This is a genomic window from Providencia sp. PROV116, from assembly GCF_028482485.1.
GTDB classification, from domain to species: domain Bacteria; phylum Pseudomonadota; class Gammaproteobacteria; order Enterobacterales; family Enterobacteriaceae; genus Providencia; species Providencia rettgeri.
Genome location: NZ_JAMPQO010000008.1, coordinates 15,877 through 34,121 on the forward strand (window position 1 = coordinate 15,877; position 18,245 = coordinate 34,121).

The 18,245-nt window shown below is 42.7% G+C and carries 16 protein-coding genes; 10 read left to right on the forward strand and 6 right to left on the reverse strand.

The window, feature by feature from the left end:
* The first annotated feature begins 22 nt into the window (after window positions 1-22).
* The 10 genes from cysN to rpoS all read left to right on the forward strand — a co-directional run bounded on the left by cysN (window position 23) and on the right by rpoS (window position 8,659).
* The gene (cysN, locus tag PSE72_RS06460) at window positions 23-1,465 is read left to right on the forward strand and encodes a sulfate adenylyltransferase subunit CysN (RefSeq protein ID WP_198641348.1); all 1,443 of its coding nucleotides are present in this window, start codon (window positions 23-25) and stop codon (window positions 1,463-1,465) included.
* Between the two features lie 5 nt (window positions 1,466-1,470).
* Window positions 1,471-2,079, forward strand: a complete 609-nt coding sequence (cysC, locus tag PSE72_RS06465) for an adenylyl-sulfate kinase (protein WP_115166730.1) — start codon at window positions 1,471-1,473, stop codon at window positions 2,077-2,079.
* 160 nt (window positions 2,080-2,239) lie between these two features.
* Window positions 2,240-2,527 carry a cell division protein FtsB gene (gene ftsB, locus PSE72_RS06470; RefSeq protein WP_115166731.1) on the forward strand — a complete coding sequence of 96 codons (288 nt, stop codon included), beginning with the start codon at window positions 2,240-2,242 and terminating at the stop codon, window positions 2,525-2,527.
* A gap of 67 nt (window positions 2,528-2,594) precedes the next feature.
* The gene (ispD, locus tag PSE72_RS06475) at window positions 2,595-3,332 is read left to right on the forward strand and encodes a 2-C-methyl-D-erythritol 4-phosphate cytidylyltransferase (protein WP_115166732.1); all 738 of its coding nucleotides are present in this window, start codon (window positions 2,595-2,597) and stop codon (window positions 3,330-3,332) included.
* Between the two features lie 9 nt (window positions 3,333-3,341).
* Entirely contained in the window at window positions 3,342-3,854 is a 513-nt protein-coding gene (gene ispF / locus PSE72_RS06480) for a 2-C-methyl-D-erythritol 2,4-cyclodiphosphate synthase (protein WP_004260732.1), read from the forward strand.
* On the forward strand, window positions 3,820-4,878 hold the full coding sequence (gene truD, locus PSE72_RS06485; RefSeq protein ID WP_115166733.1) for a tRNA pseudouridine(13) synthase TruD: 1,059 nt from the start codon (window positions 3,820-3,822) through the stop codon (window positions 4,876-4,878). The genes ispF and truD overlap by 35 nt, the downstream gene beginning before the upstream one ends.
* Window positions 4,856-5,617: a 5'/3'-nucleotidase SurE gene (gene surE / locus PSE72_RS06490; RefSeq protein ID WP_198641350.1), complete on the forward strand. Its 762-nt coding sequence runs from the start codon at window positions 4,856-4,858 to the stop codon at window positions 5,615-5,617. Before truD ends, surE begins: the two co-directional genes overlap by 23 nt.
* The gene (locus PSE72_RS06495) at window positions 5,614-6,240 is read left to right on the forward strand and encodes a protein-L-isoaspartate(D-aspartate) O-methyltransferase (protein ID WP_004913875.1); all 627 of its coding nucleotides are present in this window, start codon (window positions 5,614-5,616) and stop codon (window positions 6,238-6,240) included. The genes surE and PSE72_RS06495 overlap by 4 nt, the downstream gene beginning before the upstream one ends.
* Before the next feature lie 307 nt (window positions 6,241-6,547).
* Window positions 6,548-7,618 (forward strand): murein hydrolase activator NlpD, encoded by a 1,071-nt coding sequence (gene nlpD / locus PSE72_RS06500; RefSeq protein ID WP_115166735.1) that lies wholly within the window; start codon window positions 6,548-6,550, stop codon window positions 7,616-7,618.
* Between the two features lie 54 nt (window positions 7,619-7,672).
* Window positions 7,673-8,659, forward strand: coding sequence for an RNA polymerase sigma factor RpoS (gene rpoS, locus PSE72_RS06505; RefSeq protein WP_102140104.1), 987 nt, complete (start codon window positions 7,673-7,675; stop codon window positions 8,657-8,659).
* A gap of 82 nt (window positions 8,660-8,741) precedes the next feature.
* Here rpoS and miaE read toward each other — a convergent pair whose 3' ends face one another.
* The 6 genes from miaE to PSE72_RS06535 form a co-directional block, all read right to left on the reverse strand.
* Window positions 8,742-9,506 (reverse strand): tRNA isopentenyl-2-thiomethyl-A-37 hydroxylase MiaE, encoded by a 765-nt coding sequence (miaE, locus tag PSE72_RS06510; protein ID WP_115166736.1) that lies wholly within the window; start codon window positions 9,504-9,506, stop codon window positions 8,742-8,744.
* Window position 9,507: 1 nt separating this feature from the next.
* Window positions 9,508-12,075 carry a DNA mismatch repair protein MutS gene (gene mutS, locus PSE72_RS06515; RefSeq protein WP_198641351.1) on the reverse strand — a complete coding sequence of 856 codons (2,568 nt, stop codon included), beginning with the start codon at window positions 12,073-12,075 and terminating at the stop codon, window positions 9,508-9,510.
* 426 nt (window positions 12,076-12,501) lie between these two features.
* Window positions 12,502-13,800, reverse strand: coding sequence for a c-type cytochrome (locus tag PSE72_RS06520; protein WP_115166758.1), 1,299 nt, complete (start codon window positions 13,798-13,800; stop codon window positions 12,502-12,504).
* Window positions 13,793-16,069, reverse strand: a complete 2,277-nt coding sequence (locus tag PSE72_RS06525) for a xanthine dehydrogenase family protein molybdopterin-binding subunit (RefSeq protein WP_267690400.1) — start codon at window positions 16,067-16,069, stop codon at window positions 13,793-13,795. Before PSE72_RS06525 ends, PSE72_RS06520 begins: the two co-directional genes overlap by 8 nt.
* Window positions 16,066-16,539 (reverse strand): (2Fe-2S)-binding protein, encoded by a 474-nt coding sequence (locus PSE72_RS06530; protein ID WP_115166760.1) that lies wholly within the window; start codon window positions 16,537-16,539, stop codon window positions 16,066-16,068. Before PSE72_RS06530 ends, PSE72_RS06525 begins: the two co-directional genes overlap by 4 nt.
* 381 nt (window positions 16,540-16,920) lie before the next feature.
* Complete coding sequence (locus tag PSE72_RS06535; protein WP_115166761.1) at window positions 16,921-18,240, reverse strand: cytochrome c; 1,320 nt, start codon at window positions 18,238-18,240, stop codon at window positions 16,921-16,923.
* Window positions 18,241-18,245 lie beyond the last annotated feature (5 nt).

The window sequence follows — 18,245 nt, forward strand, 5'->3', positions numbered from 1 at the left end:
ACGCAAAGTCAGGAGAAAAATCATGGCACAAGCCGTTTATAATGAATCAATCGCTCATCAAATCGAACAGCAAGGTGGTGTAGAACCTTATTTATTGGCGCAGCAACATAAAGGATTATTACGCTTTTTAACCTGCGGTAATGTGGATGATGGTAAAAGTACCTTAATCGGCCGTTTACTGCATGATACTCGCCAAATTTACCAAGACCAACTGTCAACTTTGCAAAGTGATAGTAAGCGGATAGGGACTCAAGGGGAAAAACTTGATCTTGCTCTGCTGGTGGATGGCCTTGCTGCTGAACGTGAGCAGGGGATCACCATCGATGTGGCTTATCGTTATTTTTCAACAGAAAAACGTAAATTTATTATTGCGGACACCCCCGGCCATGAGCAATATACGCGCAATATGGCGACAGGGGCATCAACTTGCTCACTTTCTATTTTGTTGATCGATGCTCGAAAAGGGGTACAGGAACAAACGCGTCGCCATAGTTTTATTAGTACATTGCTTGGGATCCGCCATCTTATTGTTGCCGTCAATAAAATGGATCTGGTGGATTACAGTGAAGCCATTTTTGAAAAAATAAAGCAGGATTACCAAAAGTTTGCAATGGAATTGCCTGTGGATTTAAAGGTCTGGTTTGTACCGATCTCAGCCCTAGATGGCGATAATATCGTAAATGCTAGCGATAATTTTAAGTGGTATCAAGGTGATACGCTATTATCGATATTGGAAAATGTTCAAGTGGAACAAAAAGCTTCGGAGCAAGCTTTGCGTTTCCCTGTGCAATATGTGAACCGCCCAAATTTAGACTTTCGCGGATACAGCGGGACATTATCAGCAGGGATCGTGGAAGTGGGCCAAAAGGTCAAAGTGTTGCCATCAGGCGCCACCTCAACAATTAAAGAAATTGTAACTTTTTCAGGGGCACAAGATTTTGCTGTACCGGGGGAAGCGATTACATTAGTGCTTGAGGATGAAATTGATATTAGTCGTGGCGACTTAATTGTTGCGCAAGATGAAACCTTACAAACGACGCAGCATGCCTCTGTCGATGTCGTGTGGATGTCTGAACAGCCGTTAGTTCAAGGCCAACAACTTGATATTAAAATTGCGGGAAAACGCAGTCGGGCGAAAGTGGAAAATATTCAATACCAAGTTGATATCAATAATTTAACCCAGAAAGTGGCGACAGCGCTGCCGTTGAATGGGATTGGTTTAGTGGAGTTTTCTTTTGATGAGCCATTGTTACTGGAAAACTACCAATGCAATGCAGACACTGGCGGAATGATTTTTATTGATAGGCTCACAAATGTGACGGTTGGCGCGGGTTTAGTCCGCGAAACACAAGCTCCTATCTTTGAACAATCCAGTGATTTTAGTGAATTTGAAATTGAGCTAAACAAATTAGTGCGCCGCCATTTCCCACATTGGGGTGCGCGTGATGTCTTGGGTGGGAAATAATACGGATGACAAAAGAAAACCATATTGTTTGGCACCAACACGCAGTAACTCGCCAATTACGTGAGAGTAATAATGGCCATAAAGGTGCTGTGTTGTGGTTCACTGGGTTATCTGGTTCTGGGAAATCGACATTAGCAGGGGCAATAGAGCACCAACTGACGTCCATGGGAATGAAAACCTATTTGTTAGATGGTGATAATATTCGCCATGGTTTATGCCGTGACTTAGGTTTTAATGAGGCCGATAGGCAAGAAAATATTCGTCGAGTAGGTGAGGTGGCAAAGTTAATGGTCGATGCAGGATTAATTGTTGCGACCGCATTTATTTCACCTTTCCAAGCGGATAGACAGAAAGTTCGTGACTTGTTTGAACCCGAGCAATTTTTTGAGTTGTATGTGGATACACCCGTAAGTATCTGTGAACAGCGAGACCCCAAAGGGTTATATCAACAAGCGCGGGAAGGAAAAATAAAACAATTCACGGGGATTGATTCCCCTTATGAAATACCTCAACACCCTGAGCTGCGTCTGGATGGACAACAACCCATTTCGGATTCCCTTTCCCAAATCATTGCGCTTTTATTGCGCAATCATGTCATTCAGCTAGATTATTAATACAGCTTAAATACCTCCTTTATTTTATCTGATGGTAAAATAAGGCGGTATTTTGCGTATTCAAACCCGACTTAATCTGACTTTTTATCACAATTTTAGTATCACAGTAGCGTCAATCGTTGAGTTATGGGATGATTAGCAAATCATTTCAGGGGGCAAGATGGGTAAATTAACGCTACTATTAATTGCGATATTAGCTTGGTTACAGTATTCCTTATGGTTAGGCAAAAATGGCATACATGACTACGTACGAGTCAAAGATGATGTCGCCGCTCAGGAAATTGTAAATTCGCGCTTAAAAATGCGTAATGAACAGCTATTCGCTGAAATCAACGACTTAAATGATGGCCAAGATGCGATTGAGGAACGAGCCCGAACAGAGCTTGGGATGATCAAACCTGGAGAGTCATTTTATCGAATGGTTAAAGAAAGTAATAACCAGAAATAGACACAATAATATGATGTCAAAATAGTATACCCATTAGCCTGATAATTTCTGATGTAAGAATTCAACAATGACAAATCCAAACCATGCCCCACAAAATAATCTTCCGCGAATTGTTGCACTGATTCCTGCTGCTGGGGTAGGTAGCCGTATGAATGCAGAGTGCCCAAAACAATACTTGCAGGTTGCAGGTAAAACAATCATTGAGCACACCATCAGCGCATTGATAGAAAATGATAAAGTGCAAGAAATTGTGGTTGCGTTGAGTGCGGAAGATGATTATTTTCAACAACTTGAAATTTCTAATGACCCTCGAGTGACGACGGTTATTGGTGGCAAAGAACGCGCCGATTCAGTATTAGCGGGGCTGGATTTTTTAATTGCTAATCCCCAATTTTCAGATTGCTGGGTATTAGTGCACGATGCAGCGCGTCCCTGCCTTCATCAATCAGATTTAAATGAAATTATTCAATTAGCAGCGGAACAAAATTGTTGTGGTGGGATCCTCGCTGCCCCAGTGCGTGATACCATGAAACGTAGTTCAACAGCCAACCAATTAATTGACCATACCGTTGAACGTGAAGCGTTATGGCATGCCCTTACACCACAATTTTTTCCGTTAATATTATTACGGGATTGTCTAAGTAAAGCCTTGAAAGAAAACGCAGTGATCACCGATGAAGCTTCTGCGCTAGAATATTGCGGCCACCAACCTGTGTTAGTTGCTGGCCGTGCTGATAATTTAAAAGTGACGCGCCCAGAAGACCTCACTTTAGCGGAATTTTATCTTTCAAGAATGAACAACTAAGGAAAAAAAATGAGAATCGGACACGGTTTTGACGTACACAAATTTGGTGGCGAAGGCCCTATCATCATTGGTGGCGTGCGTATCCCTTATGAACAAGGTTTGCTCGCGCATTCTGACGGTGATGTGGTCTTACACGCGTTAACCGATGCAATTCTCGGCGCTGCTGCACTGGGGGATATTGGTAAATTATTCCCTGATACGGACCCTGCATATAAAGGGGCGGATAGCCGAGTCTTATTGAGAGACGCATTTTGCCATGTGCGTGCCAAAGGGTATCGCATTGGTAACATTGATATTACTATCATGGCTCAGGCGCCAAAAATGTTGCCTCATATCGCTCAGATGCGTGTGAATATTGCCGAAGATCTTGAGTGCCACATGGATGATGTGAATGCGAAAGCGACCACAACAGAGCAACTCGGTTTTGTGGGGCGTAAAGAAGGCATTGCCTGTGCTGCGGTTGTTCTTTTAATAAAAGATAATAGTAATGAAAGTAATGAATGTTCAGTACCTGCATGGTAAGCCATTATCTTCTGGCACGTTAAAAAGTGTCCCTGAAGATTTTATCGTCAAAGAAGATTTAGGCTTTGAGCTAGATGGCGAAGGCGAACATGTTATGGTTCGTGTGGAAAAAACAGGCTGTAATACCGTGTTTGTTGCTGAACAACTAGCAAAATTTGCTAAAATTTCAGCGAGAGCTGTCAGTTACGCAGGTTTAAAAGATAGGCATGCAGTGACAGAGCAGTGGTTTTGCCTGCAAATGCCGGGTAAAGAAACACCTGTTTTTTCGACTTGGCAACTCGAAGGCTGCCGAATACTGGCTGTCACTCGGCAAAAACGCAAATTACGTATTGGTTCCTTGAAAGGAAACCAGTTTGAAATAACGTTGCGTGATATTTCGGATGCAAAAGATGTTGAACAGCGTTTACAGAAAGTTGCATTAACAGGGGTGCCTAATTACTTTGGTGAACAACGTTTTGGGCGTGATGGACAAAATTTAACGCAAGCGTTACGTTGGGCAAACCAAGAAATTAACGTACGTGAACGCAACAAACGTAGCTTCTATCTTTCTGCTGCTCGTAGTGCAATGTTTAACCATGTGGCAAGCGAACGTATTGCAAATAATATCGCTCAACACGTGATGTTGGGAGACGCATTGCAATTAACTGGTAGAGGGAGTTGGTTTGTCGCGACACAAGATGAGTTTGCCACATTGCAACCTCGCTTGGAATCCAACGAATTAAGCATTACCGCGCCATTACCGGGTGATGGGGAGTTGGGAACTCAGGATGAAGCACTGGCATTTGAAACTCAGTGTTTAGCGGATTATCAACCCTTTATCTCTTTAATGCAGCGTGAACGAGTTTCTCCAGCTAGACGAGCGGTGATAACTAAACCTAAAAACTTACAGTGGGAATGGTTGGACGACTCGACGGTAAAACTGAATTTTTTCTTAAACTCAGGTTGTTTTGCAACCAGTGTTGTGAGAGAAATTATTAATCAAAATGGGCAGGATAATGTCGATGCTAAAGATTTTATTGAGTAATGACGATGGGGTAAATGCGCCCGGGATTCAAACCCTCGCGGCAGCGCTACGCCAATATTATCATGTTCAGGTGATTGCGCCTGATCGCAATCGTAGTGGGGCTTCTAATGCATTAACATTAGATAAACCACTTAAAATTCAAACGCTAAGTAATGGTGATCTTGCTGTACAAGATGGCACACCAACAGATTGCGTCTATATTGGGGTTAATAAAGTAGTACGTCCACGTCCTGATATTGTTGTCTCTGGTATTAACTGTGGCCCTAATTTAGGGGATGATGTTATTTATTCAGGTACTGTTGCAGCAGCAACTGAAGGCCGCCATTTAGGTTTACCTTCAATTGCGGTATCGTTAGATGGGGAAACGCATTACGAAAGTGCGGCTAAAGTGACATGCGATATTCTTGCGCTCTTACAGAAGAACCCATTGCGAGCAGGGAATATCTTGAATATAAATGTACCGGATATCCCGTACGAAGAAATTAAAGGTATCAAAGTCACTCGCTGTGGCAGTCGTCATGCCGCTTCTGAGGTGTATAGCCTAGAGGACCCAAAAGGGAATACATTGTATTGGCTAGGGCCAGTTGGGGAGATCCGTGATGCCAGTCCTGGAACGGATTTTGAGGCTGTACAAAATGGGTACGTTTCGATTACGCCATTACAAGTTGACCTAACCGCTTATAAAGCACACTCACTAGTGGAAGAGTGGCTCGAAAAATCAGGAGTGTCAGTAAAATGAAAACAGGGCTCATGAAAGAACTTTTGGCTCAATTACGCCAACAGGGAATTCACGATGAGCGCCTATTAGATGCCATTTCACTTGTTCCTCGGGAACGGTTTGTGGATGAAGCGCTCTCCCATAAAGCCTATGACAATATCCCATTACCTATTGGTCATGGGCAAACTATTTCACAGCCCTATATTGTTGCTAAAATGACAGCGCTATTGGCTTTAGCACCGGATGATCACGTTCTTGAGATAGGAACTGGTTCAGGGTATCAAACCGCAGTATTGGCTCACTTGGTTAAGCATGTTTTTTCTGTTGAGCGGGTGAAGAGCTTGCAATGGGCCGCAAAACGACGCTTGAAACAGCTTGATTTACATAATGTTTCAACTCGTCATGGTGATGGTTGGGAAGGTTGGCAATCAAAAGGCCCCTTTGATGCCATCATTGTTACTGCAGCACCAACAGAAATACCAACTCTACTATTAGGGCAATTAAAAGATGGTGGGCGAATGGTTCTACCTGTCGGTGATAAAGAACAAGCACTAAAGCTAATTACCCGACGAGGTAATGATTACCATACTAATGTTATCGAAAAAGTTCGTTTTGTCCCATTGATCGCGGGTGATCTTCTTTAATCTACTTGCAATGATATTTAATAAAAGCCTGACTATTTTTATAATGGGTTTAAATAAAATATCATTGCAAAGGTTTCATTAACTCAAATAGCAGTAAAACCATTCCAAATATGATACTTTACCCAACTGAATTTGAGAGAATAGCTTAAACCGTTAGGTCATACTCTCAATTTATTATATTTTTAATATATTTAACTTGTTCACTATTTTGTATTTCTGCTTTAATAAGTGAAATATTTTATGATAACTCTATTGCTGACATTGTTTTGAATTGTCGCGTCAGATTTTTCTTCACGGGAGAAGAAGCATGAAAATTGTTAGCCCTATAAGCAGAATTCGATGGGCCGTCATCTTTTCATTTAGCGGAGCGCTATTGGCAGGTTGTTCTACACCGTATCATACCGCGGCACCTATTTCGAGTGTGAATGATAGCCAATCTAGCCAGCCAACGGTGCAAAGGACGACACCGGCCTCGTCACCAAATATGGGTATGAGCACGGCAATGCCGTCGTCTCGTCCTAATATATCGAATAATTCAAATACACAGCCTGTAAGTCGTAGTTCAGCACCAGTAACAACCAATGGTGAAGGGCGCATTGTCTATAACCGTGACTATGGCAGTATTCCAAAAGGTAGTTATAGCGGTAATAGTTATACGGTGCAGCGTGGTGACACACTATTCTATATTGCATACTTAACAGGTAATGATTTCCGTGAGTTAGCATCGCGAAACAATATTCCAGAACCATACAGCCTCAATGTAGGGCAGGTTATTAATATTGGTAACACAAATGTGAACTCGAACACTCAATTAGCTGCAAATTCATCAAATAGTCATCAGCAAGCGGTTGATCTTCGAACAACTAATGAGTATCCTGCAAACAGTGGTGGTCAAACTTCAGGTAAAATGTTGCCTAATAATAAGAAACCTGCAACGCAAGTTTCAACGACAACAACAACCTCGACAACAACCGCTTCTACCGCAGTCAGTAGCACGAATAATTCGTCAATAAAATGGCGTTGGCCAGCTGATGGGAAAATGATTGAAGGTTTCTCTGACGCTCAAGGCGGGAACAAAGGGGTAGACATAGCCGGTTCTCGTGGTCAAGCTGTGCTCGCTGCTGCGCCAGGAAAAGTCGTTTACGCAGGTAATGCTTTGCGTGGATACGGAAATCTAATAATTATAAAACATAACGATGACTACCTAAGTGCTTATGCCCACAATGACACATTGCTTGTGCGTGATCAGCAGGACGTCACTGCAGGTCAAAAAATAGCTACTATGGGTAGTACTGGAACCAGTTCAGTTAGATTACACTTTGAAATTCGTTACAAGGGAAAATCAGTAAACCCGTTGCGCTATTTGCCGCAACGATAAACTGGGCAGAGTGCTTTGACATTCTGTCCGCATTATCTAGGGTAGGAGTCACTGATGAGCCAAAGTTCGCTGAAAGTTAACGAGTTATATAATGACCTCGATGAAAGTAATTTAAATGACACTTTTGACGAGAGTCAGTTTAAAGAAGAGGATCTGGTTACTGAGCTAGATGACGAAATGGATTTACTCCAGAACACGAATCAACGTGTTCTGGATGCCACTCAAATTTATCTTAGTGAAATTGGGTTCTCACCACTCCTTACAGCAGAAGAAGAAGTTTTCTATGCAAGACGTGCATTGCGTGGTGATATTGCATCACGACAGCGTATGATAGAAAGCAACCTTCGTCTCGTTGTAAAAATATCACGTCGTTACAATAATCGAGGCCTTGCATTACTCGATTTGATTGAAGAAGGGAACCTTGGGTTGATTCGCGCAGTTGAAAAGTTTGATCCTGAAAAAGGATTTCGCTTCTCAACGTATGCAACGTGGTGGATCCGTCAAACGATCGAACGCGCTATCATGAACCAAACTCGAACCATTCGCCTTCCTATTCATATCGTTAAAGAACTCAATATTTACCTTCGTACTGCACGTGAATTAGCCCAAAAGTTGGACCATGAGCCAAGCCCTGAGGAGATCGCTGAGCAGCTAGATAAACCTGTCGAAGATGTCAGTAGGATGTTACGTTTAAATGAACGTATCACATCTGTTGATACACCAATTGCAGGGGACTCAGAGAAATCTTTGCTTGAGGTATTGTCTGATGATAATGATTCAGGTCCAGAAAATACAATTCAAGATAATGACTTAAAAGATAATATTGTTAAGTGGTTATATGAATTGAACCCAAAACAGAGGGAGGTTTTAGCACGACGTTTTGGGCTTTTAGGCTATGAAGCTGAAACTCTGGAAGAAGTTGGCCGTGAAATTGGGTTAACAAGAGAACGTGTTCGCCAGATCCAAGTTGAAGGTTTAAAGCGATTAAAGGATATTTTACATGGTGAAGAGTTGACCCTAGAGTCGCTATTTAATATGTAGAGTGTTTATTAGATAGCTAAAAGCCCCTATAAGCTAAGGTTTATAGGGGTTTTATTATATTTGTAAATCCTAGAGAGGGAGCTTAGTTAGTGGGGACTCCACTATGAAATTTAAAATCATCATCAGGCGTCGAAATTAATTCTGCTTCTATAATGCCAAAATAATTAACTCGCTCAGTAATATCTTGTTTGCTAATTAATTGCGCTAAGTGTAAATAATCTTGATAGTGGCGAGCTTCTGAGCGTAATAACGAAATATAAAAATTTGCCAGCTGTTCATCAAGAAATGGGGCTAGTTTAGCAAAGCGCTCACAAGAACGTGCTTCGATATAAGCACCAATAATTAGTTTATCAACTAAGGTTTTTGGATCGTGAGGGTCGATATGACTTAACAGCCCTTTTGCATAACGGCCTGCAGTGATGCCATCGTATGGAATATTACGTTCATGCATAATCTCTAAAACTTGGTAAAAATGATGAAGTTCTTCTTTGATCAGCAAGACCATTTTATCAATTAAATCTTGGCTATAAGGTGATTGTTTTTTCGCCAATATTTGTTTAGAAACCTGATTTTTGTTTCTTAATGTATGGATGTCACCAACCCTGTCATAAGCAAATGATTCATAAGGTTTAAACCATTCAAGGAGCACTGCTGCACTTTCTTTATCGACAGCATACTTGCGAATTAAAAACATGGCACTTTGCGCAGCTTTTAATTCACATAACAGATGATCTTTTAAAATAATGGGCAAGTTTTCAGGCAAACTGGCTTTTTCTACCCACAAATCAGGCGTTTCACATTGCAAAAACTGCCTGATTGGTGCGAGTAATTGTGTATACTCATCCATCTTAGTTATCCATATCTTTTAACCGATAAATCCAATCTAGAGCTTGGCGGGGTGTGAGTTTATCGGGATCAATTTCAGCTAGCGCGGTTAATACTGGCGATGGCTCAGTGTCTTCGGTGGTTAAAAAACTAAGCTGAGCGCTATCTACATGACTCGCATTGGCATTGTTTGAGATAACTTCGAGTTCTTTAAGCTTTTGTTTTGCGCGTTTAATCACATCTTTTGGTACACCCGCAAGGGAAGCGACAGCAAGGCCATAGCTTTTGCTGGCGGCACCATCTTGAACATTATGCATAAAGGCAATGGTATCACCGTGTTCAATAGCATCGAGGTGAATATTGACCGCACCTTCGAGTTTTTCAGGTAGTGTTGTTAATTCAAAATAATGCGTTGCAAATAACGTCATTGCCTTGATTTTATTTACTAAGTTTTCGGCGCAAGCCCAAGCAAGAGAAAGACCATCATAGGTTGACGTTCCGCGACCAATTTCATCCATCAGCACTAAGCTATGCTCTGTCGCATTATGAAGAATATTTGCAGTTTCGGTCATTTCGACCATGAAGGTTGAACGGCCAGATGCAAGGTCGTCAGAGGCCCCTACACGGGTAAAAATACGGTCGATTGGGCCTATCACCGCTTTGCTTGCAGGGACAAAACTACCGATATACGCTAACAGGGTAATCAATGCTGTTTGGCGCATATAAGTACTTTTACCGCCCATATTTGGACCTGTGATGATCAATAAACGACGTTGTGGCGATAGTGATAACGGGTTGGAAATAAACGGCTCACTAAGGACTTGTTCAACCACAGGGTGGCGACCTTCAGTAATTTGAATACCTGGCTTTTCAGTGAGTTGTGGACAAGCATAACCTAGAGTTTGTGCCCTTTCAGCTAGGTTGGCTAGGACATCTAACTCAGCGAGAGCTTCGGCACTAGTTTGCAGCGCAGCAAGATGAGGCAATAGCATGTCAAATAATTCGTCATACAGTGCTTTTTCAATGGCTAACGCTTTTCCTTTTGATGTCAATACTTTATCTTCATACTCTTTGAGTTCAGGAATGATATAGCGTTCCGCATTTTTTAACGTTTGGCGACGGACGTAATGGATAGGCGTTAAATGGCTTTGTCCTCGGCTAACTTGAATATAGTAGCCATGAACAGCGTTATAACCAACTTTTAGGGTATCGATCCCCAATTTTTCTCTTTCGCGTATTTCGAGCCTATCGAGGTAGTCAGTTGCCCCATCAGCAAGGGCGCGCCATTCATCAAGCTCACTATTATAACCTGGGGCGATAACACCGCCATCACGTACCAACACAGGTGGTGCATCAATAATGGCTTTTTCAAGTAAGTCTTGTAGCTCATCAAATTGGCCAATACGATTTTGAAGGGCTTGTAAATACGAACTACTTGATTGGCTCAGTATTTGATGAATATCTTGGTATTGCTGGAATGCGTAACGCATACGGGTTAAGTCACGTGGGCGAGCGGAACGCAGCGCTAAGCGCGCTAATACCCGTTCTAAATCGCCGATTTGACGTAAAAATGGTTGTAATTCAAAGCCGCATTCTTGCAGTGCACTGATAGCTTGTTGGCGGTTATTTAATATTTGAATGTTACGTAATGGGGTATGTAACCAACGTTTTAGCATACGGCTACCCATCGGAGTCACACACCTATCTAAAATGGCGGCGAGTGTGTTTTCTGTGCCACCTGCAAGGTTTTGGGTGATCTCTAAATTGCGACGAGTTGCTGCATCTAAAATGACATTATCATTTTGTTTTTCCATCACAATGCTGCGAATATGGGGCAGTGATGTGCGTTGTGTGTCTTTCACATATTGTAATAAGCAACCCGCAGCTCTGAGCGCTTTATGGGCATCTTCAACCCCAAAACCGATTAAATCTTTCGTACCAAACTGTAAACCGAGCTGTTGTTTTGCCGTATCAAGCTCATATTCCCACAATGGGCGGCGGCGCAAGCCTTTATTGTGTTCAATTAATGCCATACTGGCGAAGTCTTCTGGATACAGAAGTTCAGCCGGGCGGGTGCGTTGCAGCTCAGCTTGCAGTGCTTCTTCATCGGCGATTTCACTAATAATAAAACGCCCTGAGGTGATATCTAACGTTGCGAAACCAAAACCTTGTTGGTCTTGCCATACTGCGGCTAACAGGTTGTCTTGCCTTTCATTTAATAGCGCTTCATCGGTGATAGTTCCCGGGGTGACAATACGTACTACTTGGCGCTCAACCGGCCCTTTGCTGGTGGCTGGGTCGCCAATTTGCTCACAAATGGCGACGGATTCCCCCATTTGTACTAATTTGGCTAAGTAACCCTCGGCAGCATGGTGGGGAACACCGGCCATAGGGATCGGTTGCCCTGCAGATTGCCCCCGCTTAGTGAGGGAAATATCCAATAATTGAGAAGCTTTTTTAGCGTCATCAAAAAACAGTTCGTAGAAGTCACCCATGCGATAAAATAGCAGTATGTCTGAATGTTGTGCTTTTAGTTTTAGATACTGCTGCATCATTGGTGTGTGGGATTCGAAGCTTTGCTTATCAGTCATAATGTTGTCTGTTCTAACGTATTGAGTTAACTAAATTCTGTGAGTGTATTTGACGATTATTTTCAGAGACTAAAATACCACAAATCGCAACAAATGAGAGTAGGCAAACGTGTTAGCCATGCAATTCTCTATAGTATGACGTGATTATCACAGGGACAATGTGTGTTTGGTCATTAATAGTCTGAAATATTGTTAAGTAGAGTGTATGTTTTTTCCTCATCTAGAAAATAGGTTCACGATAACCACTAAATAATAATTGGTAGATATCTGCTTAGCTTGAGAGTTATTTAGGCATTACGGAAAATAATAAGTCGTGCTTTTAGTTATTTCTTTTTTGAGATGGAATATCTCATTTTCTTGAGTAGATATAAATAGCGTAAATAACAGTCATAGATATGACCGTTATTTACGCTAAAGATGAACGGATTATTTAGCTGCTGTTTCCGCGCGTAGTTGGCTAACTTGTTGTTTCAAATTAGGCCATGGTGACTTGTCAGTAAACGTTGTTCTTAGATAATTTAAGAGTACTGCTATTTGCTGATCACTTAAATTATGACGAAAAGCAGGCATGCTGCCGAGCCCTTCTGTTGCCTCATACTCAATTCCATTTAATACAACGCGAATGGCATTATCTGGGGTATCTGCATAAAGATTCGTATTTAAGGCTAAAGCGGGTCGTACACCTGACATTTGCGCACCTTTCGTTTGAGCGTGGCATGCCATACAAGCCCCTGAATACAACCTTGCCCCTTCAGAAGAGAGAGGTTCAATTTTATCTTCTGTTTGCTGTACGATTGTTACGGCTTGCGATGTGACCTGCGGATGCTCAACTTCAGAAGTCAAATAAGTTGCAATAGCTTGTCTATCTTCTTCGGTTAGTTGAGAGGTTCCTTCTCTGATGACTGGTGCCATCGGGCCTGCTGCGACACCATGGTTAGCTGAGAATCCCGTACGCAAAAACTCCGCCATATCCTGATGGCTCCAAGCAACAGGTGAGGCTTGGTCACCTCGCAGCGCTGGTGCACTCCATCCTTCAGCATCTCCACCCATCAAGTGGCTATCTCCGCCTTTTTCACCAAATAATATATCACGTGGGGAGTGGCAAGCGCTGCAATGGCCGAGCCCTTCGGCAAGGTATGCACCTCGGTTCCACTCATCAGTTTGTGAATTGTTTGGTTTTATTGGCCCAGCGGTTAAATACAGCTGATTCCATGCCCAAATTCCTTGGCGGATATTAAAGGGAAAGTTTAATGATGTCTTTGGAGGTTGATAACGAACAGGTTTTTGGCTCATTAACCATGCATAGAGGTCATATAAATCATCATCGGAAGTATGAGTAAAAGCCGTGTAAGGGAACGCAGGGTATAAATAATTCCCCTCACGATCAACACCATAACGCATAGCCCGTTCAAACGCTTCATATGACCAGCTGCCAATGCCTGTTTCTATATCAGGTGTTATATTTGTGGTGTAAATCGTGCCGAAGGGGATCTCCATCGCAAAGCCCCCGGTATTTGTTTCACCGCCAGGCCGCGTATGGCAAACGGCACAATCGCCTAGTGCCGCTAATTTTTCACCACGGGTAATTTGAGCGTCAGTAAAACTTTGTGTTGAATTGGTGTGTAATGGCTCAATGGCAGATTGCCAACTCAGTGCGAGTCCCCCCACCGCAACAATAACGATAGCAAGCGCACTGTAGCCAAATATTTTTTTTGCCTTACTCATGAGCCACTCCTTGGTTCTTGGCTGCCATACCTACTGCTCGCAGAATACGTTCAGGGGTAAATGGAACTTCTCGCATACGCACACCTAATGCATCAAATAGCGCATTTGCTACCGCGGCAGCGCTTGGTACTGATGCAGATTCGCCCGCTCCCATAGGGGGTTCATTGGGATATTCCATTAATTGAATATCAATTTCGGGTAACTCATCGAAACGTAGAATAGGGTATCCGCCCCATTCAAGGGAGGTTGTGCCTGATTTATCAAAGGTGGCAAACTCTTTTAATACCCGGCTACAGGATTGAATAATGTTTCCATGGACTTGGTGTTTAACGCCATCTGGGTTAACCATTTGGCCACAATCATGGGCGACATAGACTTTTTTGATAAGTACTTGTCCTGTTCGGCGATTAACAGTTAAGTCGCAGACCCAAGCTGCCCATGCAGCACCAAAACCCGGAAATTTACTGTGGAAATAACGCGCCCAGGCAAACCCTCGACCACTCACAATTTCTTCGGTGACAGGGGATGGTCTTTGATGCATCGGCCCATCAACCCAATTCGCCTGTTTTTTCACGGCACTAATTAAAGCGATAGCTCGAGGATCATCTAAATATTTTAAGCGGTATGCTATAGGATCTTGCTGTGCTAAATAAGCAACTTCATCAATCCAAGATTCATGAGCAAATACATTTGGAAGTGCTGAAACTCCGCGCATCCATGATGCCCTAACAACAGGCGCGGTATCTTTAGCGATAACGCGCATATGTGGGTATCGATATTGAGGGATAGCCGTGCGGTCTCCCATCTGTTGAATATCCGGTTTATTTTCTTTTTTCCCAGTTAAAATCAACGATAAAGTAGTGGCATTATTTGATGGATAACGAGTGCTGAGTTCGTAAGCGCTGACATCATTATTTTGATCAACTCCCCCTCGAATTTTAATCAATTGCCCGGTGCCTTTTGGCTCCCAACCCGCTTCTTGTTCTCGCATTAATTGCACTCGCACAGGTCGTCCTGTCGCTTGAGACAGTAAAACGGCATCGGCTGCCACGTCATCAGCACAGTTACGACCATAGCACCCTGATGCTTCCATGCGATGAATGTGTATTTGATATAGCTCTCTATCGAGTTGTAGTGCTAAATCTTTTCGCAGGTCATGAGGGTTTTGTGTGCCTGACCAGACATCGACTTTATCGCCGCGGACATCCGCGATAGCGCAAGATGGCCCAATTGATGCGTGTAAATGGTATGGCCAAACATAGTCTGCATTTACGGTTTTATGTAAATTGGCTAAGGCGCTGTCAACACCGTCATCATCTCGCAATATCCTATCTTGGCTGGGTAATGCATCAAGGGTGTCATGAAGCTTATCGAGGGTTAAATCGGGTAATCCTTGCCATTCTTTCCATTGAATTTTTAACTGACGCATAGCGTTTATCGCTTGTTCTTCACGTTCGGCAACGACACCAACAAAGTCATTAATGCGTACAATTTTTACAATGCCTTTTAGGTGAGCAATAGAACTTTCATCAATCGAAAGCAAACTATTTCCAAGTGGTGCGCTACTGTCTGCACCTGCATAAGGGGGGCGAATAACTCTGCCATGTAACATATCAGGTACTCGCATATCATGTACCCAAGTCAACTCACCCGTTACTTTTGCACGAATATCTACGCGTTGAATCGGCTTTCCGACATAAATAGCCTCAGAAGCGGGTTTTAAGGTTACGTTTTCATCTAATTCAAAATGGAGATCTTGTCCTTTTGCCAATTGCGCATAACTCAAACGACGTTCAGGTTGGGCGGTGACAAAAACATATCCATGCTGTGCTCGAACGGCTTCCATTGGCACATTTAACGCTTTGGCAGCAAGAGATGTTAGCTGCATGCGAACTTGAGCAGCAGCATGGCGTAAGGGGATAGACGTGACCTGAATGGTCGCACTGGCGATAGTCGGCCCTTGATCCGGTGTACTTTGTGGATCCCCAAGTATCATTGTTACTGATTCAAAAGAGACACCAATTTCATCAGCGACAATTTGTGCAAGTGAGGTACGAATTCCTGTACCTAAATCCACGTGACCATTAAATGCAGTCACCGAACCATCAGCGGCAAGAGCAATAAAACTATCGACATAATTCAGAGGAATAGCCGCATTTTTGTTTGGTATCTTTTCTGCTGCAAATGAAATGGAAGGCAACATGTTACTGACAACGATGAGCCCACCAGCTTGCAGCAAACGGCGTCGAGTGATATCTAAAATGCTCATGCTTTACCACCTTGTGCGATGATCATTTTAGCTTTTTTAGCTGCTTTTAATATTTCTACATGGGTTCCACAACGGCATAAATTAAAAGCGAGTTCTTTTTTTATCTCTTCTTCACTTGCATTAGGGTTACGTTTAAACAGAGCAACCAATGTCATTATCATGCCATTCGTACAATAACCACATTGTGCTGCTTGCTCATCAATAAATCCTTGTTGCACAGGATGGAGTGTCTCGCTATCACTAATGCCTTCAAGCGTGGTAATTTTTCTATTTTCTACTGTTGATACCGGTGTTGAACACGAGCGAACGACTTTGCCATCGATAAGTACACTACAAGCGCCACATTCGCCTAAACCGCAGCCATATTTAGGGCCATTGAGTTTTAAATCATTACGTAATACGTAAAGAAGTGGTGTTGATGGAGAAATATTGCTTAGTTCAATCCATCTTCCATTGATATTTAGTTGCATATATTTTCCTTTCACATTGCTAATTACAATAAATGATAATCTAATGTTATTATTTGTATGTTAACTATAACATAGGTTATTAATTTGAATTGTGACTGTATGTGCTAAGGGAAATTTTTGTTAGGTATTTAGTAAGTACTTATTAATGAAGGTTAATATTGGAAAATACTCATGGATTGCGTGAATGTTTGAGTCAGGCGAAGTGAGAGGAAACCCAGTTTATATATTGGTTTTCTTTTAATAGAAATAAGCGGATATCTTTAATTTGAAATTCTTATTTAATGTGGGGTGCGTTGATATATTTCACTTGAATGTATCAATGAAAATAATAATGTCGCTTCCCTTCAATAAATAAGTTATTTGAAGAGAAGCGACGAATGATTACTGCGCCGCTTTTTTCAGTTTCTCAACTTGTTCGGCGGTGACGGGTTTACCTTGTCCCCCCCATTCGGCGCGCGCCCATGATATTAAATCTGCCATTTCTTGTGGCGTTAAATCATCAGCAAAACTTGGCATCGCATACATACGTTGCCCATTTGGGAAAGTGGTGGTTGGAATACCCGTTAACACTACACTGATAAAGGTTTCAGGGCTGTCCATCGCTAAGATGGCGTTACCTTTTAACGCTGGAATGCCATTAGGTACACCTTCTCCGGTGATCCCGTGGCAGCCTGCGCAGGTAGACATATACATTAAGCGGCCAGTTTCCATGATTTGACTGACATCACCCACTTCTGATGAGTTTGCCTCTGGCAATGGAGCAGGCGAAGCTTTGGCGCCAAGTATTTTTCCTTGTTTATCCGTCATTAAATAAATCGCCATGTCATCAACATCGCTTTTTTTCATCTGACTAGTCGAAAAATGAGTCACTGTGCTCATATCTGCAAATGCAGAGCCTTGCGGGGCATTACCTGTAAGTAAAAACTGGCTCAAGGAGGCGGTATTGTATCCATGTTTGGAAAGCGCTTCGGCCGTGATATCAGGGATCGCTAAGCCGGCTTCTTCCCCTCCTTGAAGTGACCGTGAAAACTCGACACCCATCATTAAGTTACGTGGTGAGTGACAAGCGCCGCAGTGCGCTAGACCTTCAACAATATAAGCACCTCGGTTCCACTCGGCAGAACGTTGTGGGTCATGAGGCGCATTTTGTTTAGGGAAATTGAGCAAAGTCCAGAAGTTCATAAATGGGCGAACGGGTAGGACAAATACACCTGTATTTTCTTTGTTTGGCACATTGATTGGCGGAAGTGACATCACATAAGCATACAGGGCATCAATATCATCCGATGTCGTCATATGGGTAAATACAAACGGCATGGCAGGGTAGAGATTACCTCTTTCTTTACCAATTCCGTCTTTCAAAGCACGATGGAAATCAGCACGGGTATAGTTACCGATACCAAATTGCTTATCAGGCGTTATATTTGTGGAGTAAATGGTGCCGAAAGGGGTTCCGATAGCGCGCCCGCCCGCAGCCAATGGCCCTTCAGGTAATGAGTGGCAACCAAAGCAATCTCCAGCGGTGGCCAATTCTTGCCCTCTTGGCAGTAATTTGGCGACTTCTTCTGAAGTCAGTGGTTTATCTAAATTAGGGCCGATACTGGAAGTACGAAAAGCACCAAATAGGATCGCAAGCATTAATACGATAAATAATAAGATAATAATATAAATGCTTTTACGTAGAGAGCTGGATTTAGCCATGATGT